The sequence below is a fragment of the Phyllobacterium sp. SL163 genome (assembly GCF_049896885.1).
Lineage (GTDB): Bacteria > Pseudomonadota > Alphaproteobacteria > Rhizobiales > Rhizobiaceae > Phyllobacterium > Phyllobacterium calauticae.
This window is the reverse complement of sequence record NZ_JAFCVE010000008.1, coordinates 225,247-245,432: the sequence shown is the minus strand read 5'-3', so window position 1 is coordinate 245,432 and position 20,186 is coordinate 225,247. Positions and strand designations below refer to the sequence as shown.

The 20,186-nt window shown below is 60.8% G+C and carries 19 protein-coding genes; 12 read left to right on the top strand and 7 right to left on the bottom strand.

Features of this window, described 5'->3' with window-relative positions; translation table 11 throughout:
- Positions 1-22 precede the first annotated feature (22 nt).
- Positions 23-1,201 (bottom strand): HlyD family secretion protein, encoded by a 1,179-nt coding sequence (locus tag ACP7B1_RS19085; RefSeq protein WP_346307182.1) that lies wholly within the window; start codon positions 1,199-1,201, stop codon positions 23-25.
- A 181-nt stretch (positions 1,202-1,382) separates the two neighbouring features.
- On the opposite strand from ACP7B1_RS19085, the gene ACP7B1_RS19080 reads away from it, so the two are divergent.
- Positions 1,383-2,021, top strand: a complete 639-nt coding sequence (locus tag ACP7B1_RS19080) for a TetR/AcrR family transcriptional regulator (protein WP_346307181.1) — start codon at positions 1,383-1,385, stop codon at positions 2,019-2,021.
- Here ACP7B1_RS19080 and ACP7B1_RS19075 read toward each other — a convergent pair whose 3' ends face one another.
- Positions 2,022-2,426, bottom strand: a complete 405-nt coding sequence (locus tag ACP7B1_RS19075) for a Fur family transcriptional regulator (RefSeq protein WP_223612462.1) — start codon at positions 2,424-2,426, stop codon at positions 2,022-2,024.
- Positions 2,427-2,682: 256 nt separating this feature from the next.
- Between ACP7B1_RS19075 and aztA the strand changes: the two genes are divergently transcribed.
- The 5 genes from aztA (at position 2,683) to zigA (ending at position 7,931) form a co-directional block, all read left to right on the top strand.
- Positions 2,683-3,510, top strand: coding sequence for a zinc ABC transporter ATP-binding protein AztA (gene aztA / locus ACP7B1_RS19070; protein WP_346307180.1), 828 nt, complete (start codon positions 2,683-2,685; stop codon positions 3,508-3,510).
- A 5-nt stretch (positions 3,511-3,515) separates the two neighbouring features.
- Complete coding sequence (gene aztB / locus ACP7B1_RS19065) at positions 3,516-4,382, top strand: zinc ABC transporter permease AztB (RefSeq protein WP_223612464.1); 867 nt, start codon at positions 3,516-3,518, stop codon at positions 4,380-4,382.
- Positions 4,383-4,404: 22 nt separating this feature from the next.
- On the top strand, positions 4,405-5,343 hold the full coding sequence (aztC, locus tag ACP7B1_RS19060) for a zinc ABC transporter substrate-binding protein AztC (RefSeq protein ID WP_346307179.1): 939 nt from the start codon (positions 4,405-4,407) through the stop codon (positions 5,341-5,343).
- Positions 5,344-5,449: 106 nt separating this feature from the next.
- Positions 5,450-6,655 (top strand): zinc metallochaperone AztD, encoded by a 1,206-nt coding sequence (gene aztD, locus ACP7B1_RS19055; RefSeq protein WP_346307178.1) that lies wholly within the window; start codon positions 5,450-5,452, stop codon positions 6,653-6,655.
- Positions 6,656-6,725: 70 nt separating this feature from the next.
- Positions 6,726-7,931, top strand: coding sequence for a zinc metallochaperone GTPase ZigA (zigA, locus tag ACP7B1_RS19050; RefSeq protein ID WP_346307208.1), 1,206 nt, complete (start codon positions 6,726-6,728; stop codon positions 7,929-7,931).
- A 156-nt stretch (positions 7,932-8,087) separates the two neighbouring features.
- On the opposite strand, the gene ACP7B1_RS19045 is transcribed toward zigA, so the two are convergent.
- The 5 genes from ACP7B1_RS19045 to ACP7B1_RS19025 all read right to left on the bottom strand — a co-directional run bounded on the left by ACP7B1_RS19045 (position 8,088) and on the right by ACP7B1_RS19025 (position 14,216).
- Positions 8,088-9,653, bottom strand: a complete 1,566-nt coding sequence (locus tag ACP7B1_RS19045; protein WP_346307177.1) for a TerC family protein — start codon at positions 9,651-9,653, stop codon at positions 8,088-8,090.
- Positions 9,654-9,996: 343 nt separating this feature from the next.
- Positions 9,997-10,548: a DUF924 family protein gene (locus ACP7B1_RS19040; protein ID WP_346307176.1), complete on the bottom strand. Its 552-nt coding sequence runs from the start codon at positions 10,546-10,548 to the stop codon at positions 9,997-9,999.
- Positions 10,549-10,574: 26 nt separating this feature from the next.
- A complete protein-coding gene (locus ACP7B1_RS19035; RefSeq protein ID WP_346307175.1) occupies positions 10,575-12,419 on the bottom strand; it encodes a monovalent cation:proton antiporter-2 (CPA2) family protein in 1,845 nt (614 codons plus the stop codon).
- A gap of 142 nt (positions 12,420-12,561) precedes the next feature.
- Positions 12,562-13,395: an amidohydrolase family protein gene (locus ACP7B1_RS19030; RefSeq protein WP_346307174.1), complete on the bottom strand. Its 834-nt coding sequence runs from the start codon at positions 13,393-13,395 to the stop codon at positions 12,562-12,564.
- A gap of 17 nt (positions 13,396-13,412) precedes the next feature.
- Positions 13,413-14,216 (bottom strand): IclR family transcriptional regulator, encoded by an 804-nt coding sequence (locus ACP7B1_RS19025; RefSeq protein WP_403184063.1) that lies wholly within the window; start codon positions 14,214-14,216, stop codon positions 13,413-13,415.
- Between the two features lie 167 nt (positions 14,217-14,383).
- Here ACP7B1_RS19025 and ACP7B1_RS19020 point away from each other — a divergent pair, with 167 nt between their 5' ends.
- From ACP7B1_RS19020 to ACP7B1_RS18995, 6 genes are all read left to right on the top strand, one after another.
- Positions 14,384-15,700: an ABC transporter substrate-binding protein gene (locus tag ACP7B1_RS19020; protein ID WP_288194395.1), complete on the top strand. Its 1,317-nt coding sequence runs from the start codon at positions 14,384-14,386 to the stop codon at positions 15,698-15,700.
- A gap of 108 nt (positions 15,701-15,808) precedes the next feature.
- Complete coding sequence (locus ACP7B1_RS19015) at positions 15,809-16,705, top strand: carbohydrate ABC transporter permease (RefSeq protein ID WP_288194393.1); 897 nt, start codon at positions 15,809-15,811, stop codon at positions 16,703-16,705.
- A 1-nt stretch (position 16,706) separates the two neighbouring features.
- Positions 16,707-17,573, top strand: a complete 867-nt coding sequence (locus ACP7B1_RS19010) for a carbohydrate ABC transporter permease (protein ID WP_346307173.1) — start codon at positions 16,707-16,709, stop codon at positions 17,571-17,573.
- An 11-nt stretch (positions 17,574-17,584) separates the two neighbouring features.
- Positions 17,585-18,682, top strand: a complete 1,098-nt coding sequence (locus tag ACP7B1_RS19005) for an ABC transporter ATP-binding protein (protein WP_223612474.1) — start codon at positions 17,585-17,587, stop codon at positions 18,680-18,682.
- Between the two features lie 2 nt (positions 18,683-18,684).
- Positions 18,685-19,797, top strand: coding sequence for a mandelate racemase/muconate lactonizing enzyme family protein (locus ACP7B1_RS19000; RefSeq protein ID WP_346307364.1), 1,113 nt, complete (start codon positions 18,685-18,687; stop codon positions 19,795-19,797).
- Between the two features lie 4 nt (positions 19,798-19,801).
- Positions 19,802-20,131, top strand: coding sequence for an L-rhamnose mutarotase (locus ACP7B1_RS18995; RefSeq protein ID WP_346307365.1), 330 nt, complete (start codon positions 19,802-19,804; stop codon positions 20,129-20,131).
- Positions 20,132-20,186 lie beyond the last annotated feature (55 nt).

Sequence of the window (20,186 nt, the reverse complement as noted above, 5' to 3'; positions counted from 1 at the left end):
TCGGGTCCGGTGCTGGTTGCGCTTACTTGGCCGGTGCCGTGCGGGTATCGACGTCAACGATGACGCTCAAGCCCGCCTGAAGCCTGCCGGATGCCAGAATGTCGGCGGGCAGGGCGATGCGAACCGGGACGCGCTGGACAACCTTGGTGAAATTGCCCGTGGCATTCTCGGCTGGAAGCAGCGAGAACACGGCGCCGGATGCCGGGGCAATCGAGGCGACGGTGCCTTCAAACGTGTCACCGGAGAGCGCGTCGACCCGTACCCGTACCTTTTCGCCCGGCACGATGTCCCGCAGCTGCGTTTCCTTGTAATTCGCGTCGATATAGAGCGAATTGACGGGAACGAGGGCGGCAAGCCGCTGGCCGGGGGTGACGAGATCACCCTTCTTGGCCGAGAGATTGCCGACAACGCCATCGAGAGGCGCACGGATGACGGTGAAGGAGAGGTCGCGGGCGGCCTTATCCTTGCTCAGCTGCAGCGAGGCAATCGATCCCTCGGCTTCCTTGTACTGGGCTTCCAGCACACCGACATTGGCGACTGCCGCAGCGATCTGGGCATCGGCGGCAACGAGGTTGGCCTTGGCCTGATCCAGCGCCGCGGTGGCATCGTCGAGTTGGGACTGGGAGGCAAAACGCGTGGCATGCAGCTGGCCGGCGCGGGTTGCGGCGGCTTCCGCATTGGTCAGGACCGCCTGTGCGGCGACCTTGCTGGCTTCGACCTGCTTGACGGATGCCTTGGCTGCTTCCGTCTGGGCCTCGATGCGCAGAAGCGTCAGGCGCTGTGTCGCGATCTGCGCCTCGGCCTGTTCTTCGGCGATGGTATAGTCGCCATTGTCGAGCGTGATCAGCGGATCGCCCGCCTTGACGCGCTGGTTGGCGACGACGTTGATCGTATCGATATAGCCGGTGATCTTGGGCGCAATGGCGGTGATGTCGCCCTGGATGTAGGCGTCGTCGGTCGAGACCATGAAGCGGCCCGTTGTCCACCATTCGTGGCCATACCAGGCACCGGCGCCGACAGCGGCGACAATGATGACGGGCAATATGAAGCGCTTCACCGAGCGTTTTGGCGGTGCCGGGGTCGCAGTGACCACGTCGTGCTGCGGGGCTTCACTTTTCACCGGTGCTTCGGCTTTGGAAGCAGGGGCGGGTGCAGGGAACTGACGAATCTCAGCCTCGTTGGTGGATTTCGGCGCGGACATAGAGAGCTCTTTCTACAGATGTTCAATCTGAAAACTGATTGAACCAATCGGTTCGATCGTTGACATAGCGCAAATGAGAGCGCATATCAAGGGGATCGAACCGCTTGGTTCGAAAAAGAATCGAAAATGAGGAAACTTGACTACTATGTCGTCTACCAAGGCACCCGTTATGGACCCAGGCATGACCGCTTCCGAACGTCCCGGCCGTCTGGCCGCAGGGCAGGATCCCGTCAAACGGCAGCAGATACTGGATGGGGCCAATCGCGTTTTTTCGCAGATGGGTTTTGATGCGGCCAGCATGAATGACATTACCCGCGAAGCGGGCGTGTCGAAGGGCACGATCTACGTCTATTTCAACAACAAGGAAGAGCTGTTCATTGATCTGTGCCAGCAATACAAGGCGGCGCTGTTCGACGGTATCTATCATGCGCTGGAGAGCAACAACAGCGACCTGCGCGAAGCCTTGATCCAGTTCGGCATCTCACTGTCGACGCTGATTACCTCGAATGCTGGTATCCGGGCGCAGCGTGTCATCATCGGGGTGGCGGAGCGCATGCCCTCCATGAGTTCCAGTTTTTACGAAAAAGGGCCGAAAAAGGGCCTCGCCCTGATGCGCGCGCTTCTGGACAAGCACGTCGCGGCGGGATTTCTCGCGATCGAGGATACGGAGCTGGCGGCCTATCAGCTTTCAGACCTTTTCCATTCGGGCCTGCTGCGCCGCCGCCTGTTCGGCCAGATGGAGCAGGAACCGGAGCCGGAGCAGATCCGCAAGACCGTGACTGCGGGTGTCGACCTGTTTCTCAAGGCCTACAAGGCCTGATCAGGCGGTGCCGCAGGCGGCACAGACGCCACGGATTTCGATGGTGGTCTTGGTCTGTTTGAAGCCGTTCTGCGTGGTCCATTCGCGCACCCGCTGGGTGATGATATCATCGGAAAATTCCGAGACCTGCCCGCATTTCTCGCAGATGGCGAAGGCGATCATGCCGTGATTGTGGCTGTGATTGTGGGGATGCGCGCAGGCGACAAAGGCATTGATGCTTTCGAGGCGGTGGACCATGCCGTAATCGAGCAGCTTTTCCAGGGCGCGGTAGACCTGCAGCGGCGCACGGAAACCGTCGCCGCGCAGTTGGTCGAGGATGGTGTAGGCGCTCAAGGGCCCTTCGGCGCGCGACAACGTATTGAACACCAGGGTCTGGTTCTTCGTCAGCTCATGGGCGGTTGTCATTGCCTTCGGGTCTCCTGAACGTACACGTTTAAGTCGCTAGCGCGTGATATTGCCGTAAACAAGTCCGTTTCCGTAAAAATCTGCTGTCTCTAAGATAAGCAGCGGCGTCATCGGCTGCCAGTGGATAAATTAATTTCGTCTGTTCTCAAATTTGCCATTGTTGACTAATGTAATAACATCACATATCGAGACGTCAAGAAGATGCCGGATGGACGTGACCGACCGAACACCGCCGTCCGGAGCATGCGGATAGACCATGACTGACCAATGCCTGACCTTTCGTGACCTTACCCTGGGGTATCGCAGTCACCCTGCCGTTCATCATCTGAGCGGTGTGGTCGAGCGCGGTTCGCTGACGGCGGTCGTGGGTGCGAACGGTTCGGGCAAGTCGACGCTGATGAAGGGTATTGTCGGTGTTCTCAAGCCGATGTCCGGTTCCGTCGTGGTCGAGAAGGACGTTCGCGTCGCCTATCTGCCGCAGCAATCGGAACTGGACCGCTCGTTTCCGGCGCGGGTCATCGATCTCGTTTCGCTGGGGCTCTGGCCCAAGCGCGGCCTGCTTGGCCGCTTTACCGCCGGTGACCGTGAACAGGTTTCGCGGGCCCTGATGGGCGTCGGGCTGGGCGGTTTTGAAAAACGTCCCATCGACAGCCTGTCGGGCGGGCAATTGCAGCGCGCCCTGTTTGCCCGGGTGCTGGTGCAGGACGCTGACCTCATTCTGCTCGACGAGCCGTTCAATGCCATCGATGCCAAGACGGTCGGCGACCTGATCGCGCTGATCAAGCGCTGGCACGGCGAAAAGCGCACCATCATGGTGGTGGTCCACGATCTCGACCTGGTGCGGGAGCATTTTCCTGAAACCCTGCTGTTGGCGCGCAAGCCCATTGCCTGGGGTGCCTCGCGGGAGACGCTTCGTCCGGAAAACCTTTTGCATGCGCGGCAGTTCCACGAGGCCTGGGCCGAGAGTGCGCCCTGGTGCGAAGACGATGCCCGATTGTCCGCGACCGGCGGTCATGAACACGATCATGCGCATGATCACACGCATCATGCGCATCATGATGGTCACAGCCGGGCGGGGGGCTGATCGGGATGTATGATTTCCTCATTGCCCCTTTCATCGATTACAGCTTCATGCAGCGCGCCTTGCTCGGCTCGCTGGCGCTGTCGCTCAGTTCCTGCCCTGTCGGCGTGTTCCTGATGCTGCGGCGGATGAGCCTGACCGGCGATGCCATGTCGCACGCCATCCTGCCGGGAGCCGCCGCCGGTTTCCTGCTCTACGGCCTGCAGATCGTGCCGATGACCATCGGCGGGCTGATCGCCGGGGTGATCGTGGCGCTCGGCGCCGGGGCGGTGTCACGCTTCACGATCCAGAAGGAAGATGCCTCGATGGCGGCCTTCTACCTGATATCCCTTGCGCTGGGGGTGATGATCGTTTCGCTGCGCGGTTCGAATGTCGACCTGATGCATGTGCTGTTCGGCACGGTTCTTGCGCTCAACAACGAGGCGCTGAGCCTGATCGGCCTGATCTGCGGCGTCAGCATCGTGACCCTCGCCATTTTCTGGCGCGGCCTGGTGGCCGAGTGCCTTGATCCCCTGTTCCTGCGTTCGGTCAGCCGCATCGGCACGCCCGTGCATTTCATCTTCCTGGCGCTGGTGGTGCTCAATCTCGTCGGCGGCTTCCAGGCGCTCGGGACGCTGCTGTCGGTCGGCCTGATGATGCTGCCTGCCGCCGGCGCGCGCTTCTGGACGACCCGTGTCGGCCCGATGTGCGCGGTTGCAATCCTGATCGGGATGATATCCTGCGTTGCAGGCCTGCTGATTTCCTATCATTTTGCCCTGCCGTCCGGCCCGGCGATCATCCTTTCCGCCGGTGCGATGTATATCGCGTCCATTCTCATCGGCTCACGCGGCGTTCTCAGCAGCCGCATGCGTTCCCACCGCCACAGAACCGCCTAAACCTCGATAAAGGAGACTACCAATGCGCAAAGCTCTTAAACTCGCTACAACTCTGAATGTTATACTGTTACTGTCTGCGGCTTCATCCACCGCTTTTGCGGCTGACCTGAAGGTTGTTTCCAGCTTCTCCATCATCGAGGATTTTGCCAAGAACGTCGGCGGCGACAAGATTTCGCTGACCAATCTGGTCGGCCCGAACGGCGACAGCCATGTCTATGAGCCCAAGCCGTCCGATGCGGCGGCGCTGGCAAAGGCGGATGTGGTTCTGGTCAATGGTCTTGGATTTGAAGGTTTCCTGCCGCGGCTGGTCGAGGCCAGCGGCACCAAGGCGCCCATTGTCGAACTGACCAAGGGTATCGAGCCCCTCAAGGCGCAGGAAGAGGAAGAAGGCCATGCGGAGGCAGGCGCTGAGCATCACCACGATCACGGTGCCTTCGACCCGCATGCGTTCCAGTCGATCGCCAACGCCAAGATCTATGTGAAGAACATCGTCGATGCCTTCTGCAATGCCGACAAGGCGAATTGCGATACCTACAAGAAGAATGGCGCGGACTATACCCAGAAGCTGGATCAGACCGAGATCGATGTGAAGGCCGGTATCGCTGCCATTCCGGAGGCCAAGCGTCTGATCATCACCTCCCACGATGCATTCGGCTATTTCGAGCATGCCTATGGGCTGAAGTTCCTGGCGCCCGAAGGTCTTTCAACGGATGCGGAACCGTCCGCGGCCGATGTCGTCGCGCTGATCAAGCAGGTCAAGGAAGACAAGGCCTCGGCGATCTTCGTCGAGAACATCACCAATCCGCGCCTGATCGAGCAGATCGCCAGCGAGACCAAGCTGAATGTCGGCGGCACACTGTTTTCCGATGCTCTGTCGGAACCGGGCGAAGGCGCCAGCACCTATATCGACATGATGCACCACAATATCAGTGCCTTCAAAAAGGCCATTATCGGCAGCTGATAGACCGAAGCGGAAAAAGCGGGGGATGACTCCGCTTTTTTCATTGGCAAGAATGTAATGTTATTACATTATATCGACGGACTCCCACGACGCATAAGGAACAAGCATGTCACGACATCTGAAGAAAGTTTTGCCCCTCGCCATGGTCTTTGGCTTTGCCGCCTTGCCTGCACTGGCCAATGAGCAGACCGCCTGGCGCGTTTTCGTCTCGGACCATGCGGAGCCGACCATCCGCGTGCTCGACCCGCGAACCGGCGGGATTATCGATACGTTCAAGGTGAAGGCGCCGGTTGGCCTGTCGCTGTCCGACAGCGGGAAAACAATTTTTGCCGTGCAGCGGGACGGCGGCGAGGTGGCGGTCCTGTCGACTGGCATTGCCGTTGAGGACCATGGTGCCCATGGCGATCTCAAGGTCGAGGCGCCGAAACTGCTCGATCTGAAACTGGAAGGTCAGCGGCCTTCACACTTCGTCGATCACAACGGCAACATCGCCCAGTTCTTTGACGGCGATGGCGTGGTGAAGGTCGTCAGGGAAAGGGATGTGCTTGCCGGAAAAGCCGATGTGCGCAGCATCAAGCTCGCGTCACCGCATCACGGCGTTGCCGTCTCCTATGGCGGCACGGTGCTGGTGACGGAGCCGCATCCGGAAAAGCCGGTGGATGAATTGCCCATCGGTATCAAGGTTCTCGGCAGCGACGGCTATCCCGTCGGCGCGCTACACGCATGCCCTGACCTGCATGGGGAAGCTTCGTCCGGCAATATTCTGGCTATCGCCTGCAAGACCGGACTGCTTCTGGTCAAATCCGGCGCGGATACGCCCGAGATCAATCATCTCGCCTATGCGACATCGCTGCCGGATGCAAAGATCACCACGCTTCTCGGCGGCAAGGGCCTGCAGTATTTCCTCGGCAATTACGGTCCGCAGGCGGTGGTGCTGGTCGAACCGGGCAATGCCGAACCGTTCCGCCGGATCGAACTGCCCGCCCGCCGCGTGCATTTCGCCGTCGATTCAGCGCGCCCGCGGTTCGCCTACATCTTCACCGAGGACGGACAGCTGCATCAGCTGAATGTTATTACCGCCAAAATCGAAAAGTCGATCAAGCTGACGGAACCCTACAGCATGGATGGTCACTGGAGCCTGCCGCGGCCGCGCATTGCTGTTGCCGGTGACGAGATCATCGTCAGCGATCCGCTGAAAAGCCGCCTGCACGTGATCAAGGCGGCCGCCTTCGCGAAGGACCGCGAGATCGCGCTCGAAGGCAAGCCTTTCAATGTCGTGGCCGTCGGCGGCTCCGGCGAAGTTCACGACTGACGTTATCCGGCCTGCTGCGGCCCTCGCGGCAGGCCATTGCAAGAGGGCAATAGCCATGCACAACACAGCCATACCCAACCGTCTTCCGGTCACGGTGCTCTCGGGCTTTCTCGGAGCCGGCAAGACCACTTTGCTCAACCATATTCTCAACAATCGCGAGGGGCGGCGCGTTGCCGTCATCGTCAACGATATGAGCGAGGTGAACATCGATGCCGCACTTGTACGCGACGGCGGCGCCAATCTTTCGCGCACCGATGAACAATTGGTCGAAATGACCAATGGCTGCATCTGCTGCACCTTGCGCGACGACCTGCTGCAGGAGGTGGAAGCCCTGGCCAAGCAGGGACGTTTTGATTATCTCCTCATCGAGTCGACGGGCATTTCCGAACCCTTGCCCGTGGCGTCGACCTTCGATTTCCGCGACGAGAACGGCCGCAGCCTGTCCGATGTGGCAAAACTCGACACCATGGTGACCGTGGTCGACGCGGCGAATCTCCTGAAAGATTACGCCTCGGCGGATTTTTTGAAGGACCGGGGGGAATCGCTCGGTGATGCCGACAACCGGACGCTGGTCGATCTGCTGGTCGACCAGATCGAGTTTGCCGACGTCATCATCCTCAACAAGATTTCCGACTCGTCTCTCTATGACCGGGACCTGGCGCGCAAGATCATCCGCGCGCTCAACCCGGATGCAAAACTCATCGAGACGGATTTTGCCGATGTGCCGCTTAACGAGGTGCTCAATACCGGCCTGTTCGATTTCGACAAGGCGCAGGAGCATCCGCTCTGGTTTAAGGAACTCAACGGCTTTGCCGACCATGTGCCGGAAACCGAGGAATATGGCGTCCGTTCTTTCGTCTACCGGGAGAGGCGTCCGTTCGATCCGCAGAAGCTCCATGCCTTTCTCGACAGGAACTGGCCCGGTGTCATCCGCTCCAAGGGGTTCTTCTGGCTGGCGACACGGCCGGATTATGTCGGCGAACTCAGCCAGGCCGGTGCGCTGGTGCGGGCGGAAAAACGCGGGCTGTGGTGGTCGTCGATCCCGCGCAACCGCTGGCCGGAGCATCCGGAATGGCTGAAATCCATGAAGCCCTACCTGCACAAGGTCTGGGGCGACCGGCGGCAGGAGATTGTCTTCATCGGCGTCGATCCGATGAATGAAGTGCACCTGCGGGCACAGCTGGATGCCTGTCTGGTGGACGCGGATGAGTTCACGCCGGGCAAGTGGGAAGACCTGTTCGACCCATTCCCGAGCTGGGTCCGGCAGGCCGCCTGATTTCGGCCGGACTGATAGGGTTATCGCTTGGGCACCGCACGACAGACACGACAATCATACCGCTGGGACCATAGGCCAAATCCAGCGGGTCGTGTTGCTGGACGATGCTCCATTCCCGTCCCGGGGTCAGCCGGGACGGGAATATTTTTGGTGGGGTCAGATATAGGCGGCGGTTTCGGTGGGCGAAATCCGCACCTTGCCGATGTTGCGGCCGTCCATTTCGACGATTTCATACTCGTAATCATCGACCTTCAGCTTTTCGCCCTGTGCGGGGATGTGGCCGAGATTCCACAGGATGTAACCTGCCAGCGTCGTGTAGCGGTCGCCGTCATCGACGAGGTCGCGTTCGATCAGGCCGCCGAGGCGGCGGATGTCGATATAGGCGTCCACCACCATGCTGCCGTCTTCCGACCGCTCGAGGATCGGGCTTTCCTCGCCTTCATCCGGGAAGTCGCCGGCGATGGCCTCAAGAATGTCCGTCGGCGTGACCACGCCCTCGAATGAGCCGTGTTCGTCGAGAACAATCGCCATCTGCACCGTCGTGCCGCGCAATTGCTCCATCACGCGCAATACGTTGGCATTCTCGTGCAGGATCAATGGCTGGCGGGTCACCTTGTCCCAATCGATCTTGCCGCCGTCGAGAATGGCGAACAGCAGGTCCTTGGTCAGGGCCACGCCGACGAATTCGTCAACCCGTCCGCGGGCCAGAACCACGCGGCTGTGGGAGAGCGTGCGGATTTCCGCCAGCAGTTCCTCGTTGGTCTCGTTGAGGTCGAGCCATTCGACCTCGTTGCGCGGTGACATGATGGACCGCACCGGCCGCTCGACCAGGTCGAGAACGCCGCGGATCATTTCCTTTTCTTCCGGGTGGAAGACTTCGCCCGCTGCCGTCTGCTCGGCGATCACATCCAGCGCATCCGAGTGATGGCTGGCATCGCCGGAACGGCCGCCGCCCAAAAGGCGCAGCACCGCGCCTGCCGTGCGGTCACGCAGGTCCATCGAGGTAACGCGCTTGTCGCGGTTATGCCGTCCGACCTGATTGGCCGCTTCGATGAGGACGGAGAAGCCGATGGCGGCGTAGAGGTAGCCCTTCGGAATATGGAAGCCGAAGCCTTCGACGATCAGGCTGAAACCGATCATCATGAGGAAGCCAAGGCAGAGGATGACAACGGTCGGATGGCGGCTGACGAAGGCCATGAGCGGTCTGGACGCAAGCATCATGACGCCTACCGCCACGACAACGGCGATCATCATGACTTCCAGAGATTTGACCATGCCGACGGCGGTGATCACGCTGTCGAGCGAGAAGACGGCGTCGAGCACGACGATCTGGGCGATGACCTGCCAGAAAACCGCATGGGCGACGTTGGATTCCTTGGCGGACATATGTCCTTCAAGACGCTCATGCAGTTCCATCGTGCCCTTGAACAGCAGGAACAGTCCGCCGATGATCAGGATGAGGTCGCGCCCCGAAAAGCCGAAACCCGCCACGCTGAACAGCGGTGTCGTCAGTGTCACCACCCAGGAGATGGAGGCAAGCAGCGCCAGGCGCATGATCAGGGCGAGGGACAGGCCGACGATGCGCGCGCGGTTGCGCTGGCTCGGCGGCAGCTTGTCGGCAAGAATGGCGATAAACACGAGGTTGTCGATCCCGAGTACGATCTCGAGCACGATCAGCGTGGCGAGACCAATCCAGGCATTGGGGTCGGCAATCCATTCCATTGGGAAGTCGGTTCCTTCTAAGAGATGCGGGTCAGGGCACGACATGGCGTGCGGATGCGGCTGGAAAAGCCAGCGCAAATCCGCCCGCGATGCAGGCCAAATCGGATGTTGGGGAGAAAAACGGGAATTGTTGCTGACGCTGCGTGGGCAGAGTCAGCTTGCTTCGCAAGTCCGGACTTGGAGGCTCTTCAGATTGTTCGTCCGGCATCGAGGCGCGGTCAGTCCCTGTTTGACTGGCGTCATGGGTGAAACTTACGGGTGCCAGATGCGCTTATAATGGCAGTCAGTACGGCTGCGTTCAAGAGGATGTGGCGAAAATTCGGCAGCGGGGCCGCAAATCCGCCTATCCGGCAAAGCCACCCGCATCGAGGAATGCCTGTTCGTCCGGCGTGGATTTCCGCCCGAGAATGGCATTGCGATGGGGAAAGCGGCCAAACCGGTGGATGATGTTGTAATGATCTTCGGCCCATTCGAGCTGGCTCGGGGCCGATGCGGTGTAAAGCTTCACGCAGCGCAATTGCTCGTCGATGTCTTCCGAATGCATGAAGGGCAGATAGAGAAAGCCGCGCACGGATGGCTCGAGGGCAAGATCATGGCCTCTTTCCAGCGCCTCTCCGGCGTAATGGCGCGCCAGCGAGTCCGTCGCATACATGTGGCCGGTGCCGCGAAAGCAGTTGCGCGGGAACTGGTCGAGCAGGATCATCAGCGCCAGCGCGCCGTCGGCGGTTTCGATCCAGTGGTCATAGTCGCGCCGGGCGGCAGCGAAATGCCTGTTGTGAAAGGTCTGGTGGAACGTTTCGTCAAACGCCGCGTCCTTCTTGAACCAGGCGTCGGGTCCGGCCTTGCGCCAGAAGCCGACAATACCGTCGATGATGGCCTGATCGGTTTCAACCATTGCTTGTCCTTCCATGGTGGTTGCAATCAGTTTGCACTGTCGGCGGTTTGCGCCGCCGGCAGCACGCGGGCGGTTTCTTCGCTCAGAGCCCGGCCGGTTTGCCGTGGTTTGACCAGGGGGCCTGGCACCGGTGCGTTGCCCCTCATCAGATCGTTGCCGGCGCGGATGCCGCCGGCGAGCTGCAGGTCGAGGCGTTCGGCATCACGCTGGCGCACGTCACCGATGATCTCCGCCGCTTCCTCGGGCGCGACGCCGAGGCCGATCAGCGTGTTCTCGCCAAATGACAGGGCCGATTCGAAGGTTTCGCGGATCTGGTACTCGACGCCGGCTTTGATCAGCGCCAGCGTGTTGCCGCGGTCGAAGGAGCGGGCATAGACCTGCACCAGCGGATATTCCGCCTTGATATGCTCGGCGATGGCGAGAATGGTGTCGGGCTTGTCGACGCAGATGAGGACGGCCTGCGCACGGCCGGCGCCTGCCGCATGCAGGATGTCGAGACGCGTGCCGTCGCCGTAATAGACCTTGAAGCCGAATTCGGCTGCGGCCTGGATCATTTCGATATCATTGTCGATGATCGAGACATCGACGCCGCGCATCAGCAGCGGTTGGCTGGCGATCTGCCCGAACCGGCCGAAACCGATGACGAGGACGCTGCCGGACAGGCCTTCCGCGACATCGACGCCATCCAGCGACTGCTTTTCGCGCGGCAGGATATAGCGCAGGCCGATGATGGCGATCGGGGTGAGCACCATGGAGATGATGATGATGGCCGTCAGCATGGCATTGGCACGGCCATCGAGAATGCCGACCGACGTGGCGGTGGAATAGAGCACGAAGGCAAATTCGCCGCCCTGCGCCATCACGACGGCGCGCTCCAGCGCTTCCGTGTGGGACGAGCGCATCAGGCGGGCGACGATATAGATCGCGATGCCCTTCACCACCATGAAGGCGGCGACGTAGAACAGCACGCTGCGCCAGTTGGCGGTGACGACGCTCAGGTCAAGCGACATGCCGACGGCGAGAAAGAACAGGCCGAGCAGGATGCCGCGAAAGGGTTCGACATCGGCTTCGAGTTGATGCCGGAAGGTGGATTCGGACAGGAGCACGCCGGCAAGGAAGGCGCCCATCGCCATGGAGAGGCCGCTGACCTGCATGACAAGCGCGGCACCGAGCACGACGAGGAGGGCGGCGGCAGTCATAACCTCGCGCGCCCGGGACTGGGCGAGGAAGCGGAAGAGGGGGTTGAGCAGATAACGGCCGGCGACGACGAGACCGACCACGGCGCCGACGCCGATGCCGATATCCATCCAGCGCAGGCCCGACGGCGGCGCATCGGTGGCGGCGATCGGCGCAAGGAAGGCGACGAGCGCGAGAAGCGGCACGATGGCCAGGTCTTCCAGCAGCAGGATCGACACCATGCGCTGGCCCTTGGTGCTTGATATCTCGCCGCGTTCTTCCAGCAGCTGCATGACGATGGCCGTCGAGGTCAGGACGAAACCGGCACCGGCGACGAAGGATATGGCGACGGGAAAGCCGGTGGCGATGCCAACCCCGGTGAGCAGGAGTGCACAAACGCCGACCTGCAGGGCGCCAAGGCCGAAAATCTCCTTGCGCAGGCCCCAGAGGCGGGAGGGCTGCATCTCAAGGCCGATGATGAAGAGGAACATGACGACGCCGAGTTCGGCGACGTGCAGGATCGTCTGCGGATCGGAGAAGAATTTGAGGCCGAATGGCCCGATCACCAGACCGGCGGCGAGATAGCCGAGGACGGAGCCAAGCCCGAGCCGCTTGAAGACGGGCACGGCGACGACGCCTGCGCCCAAAAGCACGACGGCACTGAGAAGGTCCGGTCCATGAAGCTCCGCTGCCATTGTATCTCCCGCCATTGGTTATGCTGCTGGTTACCAGAGGTAAAGCGCCGGGGGCTGGCAGGCAAGGGTGAGCTTGTCGAACCACGCACTGTGATCCTGCAACCATCACCGAATGATAACGGAAACGGGGTGGAACTCCGGCCTACAACCCCCACAGCCGCTTGGCGTTGCCGGAAAACAGCCTGGTCTTTTCGCTTTCACTGCATCCTGAAACCAGCGCGTGCGTGGCGGCGATCCACGTGGCAAGGCCGCCGCCCAGCGTGCAGACCGGCCAGTCGCTGCCCCAGACAATCCGGTCCCAACCGAAACTGCCGATGACATGCTGCACATAGGGTTTGAGCGTCTCCGCGCGCCATGCCCCGTCGGCATAGGCGACGATGCCGGAAATCTTGGCGATGACGTTGGCACGTCCGGCGATTTCGGTGATCTTGCCGCGCCAGATGGCAAAATCATCGCCCTTGATGTCAGGCACGCCGCAATGATCGAGGATGAAGGTCACGTCAGGGGCAAGATCGACCAGGGCGATGGCCCTGTCCATCTGGCGCGGCAGCACGCACAGATCAAAGGTCAGGCCCGATCCGCCCATACGCCGGATGTTCTCGCGGAAGACGGAACTCTCCGACAGATCGTCCGGCATGGTGTGCAGGATGCGGCGAAAACCCTTGATGAACGGGTTGGCCTTCTGGCGTTCAAGATAAGCGGCAAAACCGGCCTCTTCCGGGCGGCATGCGGCAATTGCCCCGGCAATCAGGCTGCCCTCCTGCTTCGCGAGGCTGGCGACGTAATCGATTTCCGTCTGGATTTCGGATGGGGTCACATCCACTTCCATGTGCAGTGCCCGGACTATTCCTGCCCGCTGCGCCTGCAGTGCATATTCGCCGTAGAGAAAATCCCGGTTGAGCGCCTCGACGCCGGCAAGCCACGGATAGTGCAGGGCCGACTGGTCGATGAGATGAAGGTGTGTGTCGATGAACATGCCTGATCTGCTCCCGTTCACGCGTGGCGCACAACACTGGAATGGATGACATCCGCGCCCGCAAGCTCGGAGAGTTTGTGTGCCGTCGTCACCAGCATTTCGCGCGCCTGATCGACGTCCGGGGCATCGGGGATGTTCAGGAGCTTGATATAGGGACAGGTCAGGGCCGCAATGGACCGGCCATCGGGGCCGAGAATCGGCGCGGATATATTGTAGACGCCCGCGGTCTGGGCGCTGGGCATGATTTCATAGCCGCGCGCGCGGATATGATCGAGCCGTTCGCGAAAATCCACCGGCTGGGCAATGTCATCGGCATGTTTTTCATATTCGGCAATCATCATGGCGCGTTCCTCATCCGAGCGGAACGCCAGCAGCACGTGACCGGAGCCGGTATTGAAGAGGCTGATATGCGAGCCGACGCGGATGGAAATGCCCCAATAGTCCGGCGCCTCCTGCTGGGCGATGACGACTGCGGCGCCGCGGTCAAAGACGCTGAGCTGGTTGGCCTGCTTGGTCAGGACCGCAAGATCGCGCATCAGCGGCGTGGCATAGGAAGCGAGCCGGCGAACCGGCGCATGCAGCTGGGCGAGGCCGAACAGTTTGAGCGTCAGCGAGTAGCGGTCGCCTTCGAGCCGGGTGACATAGCCGCGCCGGACCAGCCGGTCGAGCATGCGGTAGAACTCATTGGGGCTGCGGCCGAGATGCTTGGCAATTTCCGCCTGGGTGAGGCCGCCGTCGATGCCCGAAAGCAGTTCGAGAATGTCCAGTCCCTTGTCGAGTGCCGGGGCGCGATACCGGTCGCTGTCGTCTTCTTCCAACATGGTTGTCCCCCTCATTTCACTCAATGCATATACGAAGATTATCTTCATAGGAAAGCGTTTCCGCGCTTGACGGTCAAGCCTGTAAATGTTTGTATATGAATGACACGCCCATATATGGGTGAAGAAAAGTGCCGGGAGGCGGCACTCTGGATGTTGGGAGGAACTGCATGAAAAACCTGCTAGCCAGTGTTTCGGCCGGCGCTATCGCGCTGTTGAGCACAAGTTTTGCCTTTGGCGCCGAACTGCCGGGCAAATTCGAGGGCGTCACCATCGACGCCAAACTGATCGGCGGCCAGCAATATGAGCCGCTGTACGAGCGCATCGGTGAGTGGGAGAAACTGACCGGCGCCAAGGTCAACATCCTGTCCAAGAAGAATCACTTCGAGCTCGACAAGGAGATCAAATCGGATATCGCCTCGGGCAGTCTGAAATGGTGCGTCGGTTCGAACCATTCATCCTTCGCGCCGCAATACCCGAAGATCTATACGGATCTGACGGCGCTGATACCGGCGGCGGAAGTCGCGGCTTTCGTGCCGGCCAACATCAAGGCCTCGACGCTTGACGGCAAGCTGGTGATGCTGCCGCGCGCGCAGTTCGACGTTTCCGCGCTGTACTACCAGAAGAGCATCTATGCCGACGAAGCCAACAAGAAGGCCTTCAAGGCCAAGTATGGCTATGACCTGACGCCGCCCGATACCTGGCAGCAGGTGACGGACCAGGCGATGTTCTTCACCAAGGCGCCGGATTTCTACGGCACGCAGTTTGCCGGCAAGGAAGAGGCGATCAACGGCCGCTTCTACGAAATGCTGGTCGCTGAGGGCGGCGAGTACATCGGCAAGGATGGCAAGCCCGCCTTCAACTCGGCAGCGGGCATCAAGGCGCTCGACTGGTTCGTCAATCTCTACAAGGCCAAGGCGGTTCCGGCGGGAACAACCAACTATCTGTGGGACGATCTCGGCCAGGGCTTTGCCTCCGGTTCCATCGCCATCAATCTGGACTGGCCGGGCTGGGCAAGCTTCTTCAATGATCCGAAGTCCTCGAAGGTTGCGGGCAATGTCGGCGTCAAGGTTCAGCCGGCGGGATCGTCGGGCAAGCGGACCGGCTGGTCCGGCAGCCATGGCTTCTCGGTCACGGAAGCCTGCGCCAACAAGGAAGCCGCCGCTTCGCTCGTCTGGTGGCTGACCAACGAAGACAGCCAGAAGCTGGAAGCGAAGGCTGGCCCGTTGCCGACGCGTACGGCGGTCTGGGCTTGGGATATCGAGCAGGCCAAGAGCGATCCGTACAAGACGGAGGTTCTGGCGGCTTTCCAGGAAGCGGCGAAGAATGCCTTCCCGGTTCCGCCGCTCGCCGAATGGATCGAGATTTCCAACGCGGTCTATCCGGAGCTGCAGGCGGCCATCCTCGGAGACAAGACCTCCAAGGAAGCGCTCGACACTGCTGCCCAGAAGGCAACCGATATCCTCAAGGATGCCGGCAAGCTTTGATGCGGTTGGGAGGCGGGGTGATGAATGTCACCCCCCTCTATCCTGCCGGACAGGGGGGTAACGCATGCGACCTACCCGAGAGCAGAGATTAAAAGGCCAATATCTCCGATGAAATTTCCCAAACTATCAGCGCCGACGCTCCTGCTGCTGCCTGCCATTATCGTGCTGGCAGCGGTCATCGTCCTGCCCCTGCTGTTTTCGCTCTACTCCAGCTTCACGCCGTTCCGGCTGACGAAACCCGAGACGATCTGGGTTCTCATCGGGTTCCGCAATTATATGAGTGCGCTGACGAGCTTGGAATTCTGGACCGCGTTCGGACGGACGGTTCTCCTCCTGACCATCGCGCTCAACGCCGAAATGTTCCTTGGCCTTGGCCTTGCCATGCTGGTCAACAAGGCCACGCGCGGCCAGCGCCTGTTGCGCACGCTGATGATGTTTCCGATGATGTTCTCGCCGGTGCTCGTCGGCTTCCAGTTCAAGTTCCTGTTCAATGACAATATCGGCTTCGTCAACAATGTGCTGCAGTCGCTGGGGATAACCACATCGGCCATCCCGTGGCTGATCGACGGCAACCTGGCGCTGTTCTCGATCATTGTCGCAGAAATCTGGTCATCGACCTCGGTGTTTGCCATTCTGATCCTTGCCGGCCTGCTCGCCATGCCGCAGGAGCCCGTGGAAGCCGCGCGGGTCGATGGCTGCACGCCGTGGCAGACCTTCCGCTATGTCACCTGGCCTTACCTCATGCCCTTCGCCATGATCGCCATGACCATCCGCTCGCTCGACGTGGCGCGCGCCTATGACATCGTCAAGATCATGACCGATGGCGGTCCGGCCAAACGCACGGAACTGTTGTGGACGCTGGTTGGCCGCACGGCCTACAGCGATGCGCGCATGGGCATGGCCAACGCCATGGCCTATATCTCGATCCTGCTCTCCATCCTGTTCACCGTGTATTTCTTCAGAAAGCTCGCCGCGGCGCGCCAGCAGATCGGAGCGGAGTGGTAAGATGGATCAGAACAACGCACATCGTCTCAAGCGCCGCGGCCTGAAAGTCCTGCATCTCGTCGGCCTGTTCCTGGCCATGCTGGTCATCTGCCTGCCGGGACTGTGGATCGTCCTCAATTCGCTCCGCCCGACGGTGGAGATCATGGCCAAGCCGCCCGTGTGGATTCCGCAGGATATTTCGCTCGATGCCTACCGTTCCATGTTCGGCGGCGCCGGGCAGGGCGGCATTCCGGTCTGGGAGTATTTCCGCAATTCGCTGATCATTTCGATCACCTCGACTATCATTGCGCTCATCATCGGCATGGCGGGCGGCTACGCCTTTGCCCGCTACAAGTTCAAGGGTAAGTCGGCGGTGTTCCTCGGCTTCATGCTGACCCGTGCGGTTCCCGGCATCGCGCTGTCGCTGCCGCTGTTCATGATTTTTGCCCGGCTCGGCATCATCGATACCCATTTTTCCATGATCCTGATCTATGTGGCGCTGAACGTGCCCTTCACCATCTGGCTGATCGACGGGTTCTTCCGGCAGGTGCCGAAGGATCTTGCCGAGGCCGCACAGATCGACGGCTGCACGCGCTGGCAGGCCTTCTGGCAGGTGGAGTTTCCGCTGGCGGGTCCGGGTATCGCCTCGGCGGGTATTTTCGCCTTCCTCACCTCGTGGAACGAATATGCGCTGGCATCGCAGATCACCCGCTCGGTCAATTCGAAGACGCTTCCCGTGGGGCTGCTCGATTACACGTCGGAATTCACCATTGACTGGCGCGGCATGTGCGCGCTCGCCGTGGTCATGATCGTTCCGGCGCTGACCCTCACATTCATCATTCAAAAGCATCTGGTGTCCGGACTGACGTTCGGCGCGGTGAAAGGTTAAAGGCTCTACCCATGGCACCCGTAACCCTGAAAAAGCTGGTCAAGCGCTACGGCAATGTGGATGTCGTCCACGGCATCGATCTTGAGGTGAAGGACCGCGAATTCATCGCGCTGGTCGGGCCGTCCGGCTGCGGCAAGTCGACGACGCTGCGCATGATAGCCGGGCTGGAAGACATCAGCGACGGCGTCATCGAGATCGGCGGCAAGCCGGTCAACGATCTGCCGCCGCGCGCCCGCAACATCTCGATGGTGTTCCAGTCCTATGCGCTCTATCCGCACATGACCGTGCGCGAGAACATGGGTTTTTCGCTGAAGATCGGCAAGGTGCAGCAGGCCGAGATCGACCAGCGCGTCAATGAAGCCGCTGCCATTCTCGATCTGGAAAAATACATGGATCGCCGTCCGTCACAGCTCTCCGGCGGCCAACGCCAGCGCGTGGCCATGGGCCGTGCCATCGTGCGCAAGCCGGAAGTGTTCCTGTTCGATGAACCCCTGTCCAACCTCGATGCCAAGCTGCGCACGCAGGTGCGCACCGAAATCAAGCGTCTGCACGCCAAGGTGCAGGCGACGATGATCTACGTGACCCACGATCAGGTGGAGGCGATGACGCTGTCCGACCGTATCGTCATCATGCGGGACGGCTATATCGAACAGGTCGGCACGCCGGAGGAAGTGTTCAAGCGTCCCGCCACGCGCTTTGTCGCGGGTTTCATCGGCTCGCCGCCGATGAACCTCAACGAGGCCACGGTCGATGGCGGCAGGCTGGTACTGAAGGGCGGCCAGAGCCTGCCTTTGCCGCTCGAATTCCGCAACAAGGTGGTTGCGGGCGAAAAAGTCATCTTCGGCCTGCGGCCCGACGATATCTATCCGACCGGCCATGGCCTGAGTTCCGGTGAAGCAACCGACGTTCATGAACTGTCGCTGCCGGTCTCGATCACCGAACCGCTCGGCAACGAGACGCTGGTGTTCATCACGCTGGGCGAAAAGGAATGGGTATCGCGCATGCTCAACCCGCGCCCGCTCGCGGCGGGCGAAACCATCAAGCTGAGTTTCGACCTGTCGCAGGCGCATCTCTTCTCGGCTGAAACCGGCAAAACCCTGCGGAGCTGACCATGGCCAGAATCGAACGCGTCGAATTGCGGATGGTCGACCTGCCGCCGAAAGTGCTGCGGACCGATGCCATCCAGAGCTTTGTTTCGCAGGAAACACCGATTGTCACGATCACCGACAGCGACGGCGCTGTCGGTACGGGGTACAGCTACACGATCGGCACCGGCGGTTCCTCGGTGATGCGCCTGCTCTCGGACCATCTGGTGCCGCGCCTGCTCGGCAGGGATGCGGACCAGATCGAAGCGATCTGGCGCGAGCTTGAATTTGCCACCCACGCGACAACCATCGGTGCGATCACCGCGATTGCGCTCGCCGCCGTCGATATCGCCCTGTGGGACCTGCGGGCGAAGAAACAGAACCTGCCTTTGTGGAAGCTGGCGGGCGGGGCAAAAGACCGCTGCCCGCTCTACACCACCGAAGGCGGTTGGCTGCACATTGAAGAACAGGCGCTGGTGGATGATGCCTTGCAGGCGAAAGCCAAGGGGTTCAAGGGCGCCAAGGTGAAGATCGGCCGTCCGCACGGATCGGAAGATCTTGACCGTCTGTCGGCGGTGCGCGCTGCGGTGGGTGCCGGTTTCGAGATCATGACCGATGCCAATCAGGGTTTTACGCTGGATGAGGCCATCAGGCGCTCGCAGGTGCTGCGCGATATTGACCTCGCCTGGCTGGAAGAGCCGCTGCCCGCCGACGACATCGACGGCCATGTGCGCCTGTCCGCGGCAACGCAGACGCCGGTTGCCGTCGGCGAGTCGCTCTATTCGATCCGGCATTTCCGCGAATATATGCAGAAGCGTGCCTGTTCCATCGTGCAGGTGGATGTGGGCCGTATCGGCGGAATCACGCCCTGGCTGAAGGTGGCGCATACGGCGGAAAGTTTCGATATGCCGGTCTGCCCGCACTTCCTGATGGAGCTGCATGTCAGCCTCACCTGCGCCGTGCAGAACGGCAGGTATGTCGAATATATTCCGCAGCTGGACGACCTGACACGGACGCAGATGCGCATTGAAGATGGCTATGCCATCGCCCCATCGGAACCCGGCATCGGCATCGATTGGGATTGGGATGCGGTGAAGGCACGCAGCATCGATGAATTCACCACGGAAATCCGGAGTTAGGCTGATGCAGCGCATGGGCATGATGATCGGGCTGAACGGTGACAAGGTGGCGGAATACAAGCGCCTGCACGCGGCTGTCTGGCCGGAAATCCTGGCGCTCATCTCCAGCTGCAACATCCGCAACTACACGATCTTCCTGCGCGAGCCGGAGAATGTCCTGTTCGGCACGTGGGAATATCACGGCACGGATTTTGATGCGGATATGGCCCGCATGGCCGCCGATCCGAAAAACAAGGAGTGGTGGGACGTCTGCATGCCCTGTCAGGTGCCGCTGGCAACACGGGCGCCGGGCGAATGGTGGGCGATGATGGATGAAGTCTTCCATCTGGATTGAGGAATACAAATGAACAACCGTCCTTTCACCCCCCTCTGGGCTGCCGCCCATCTCC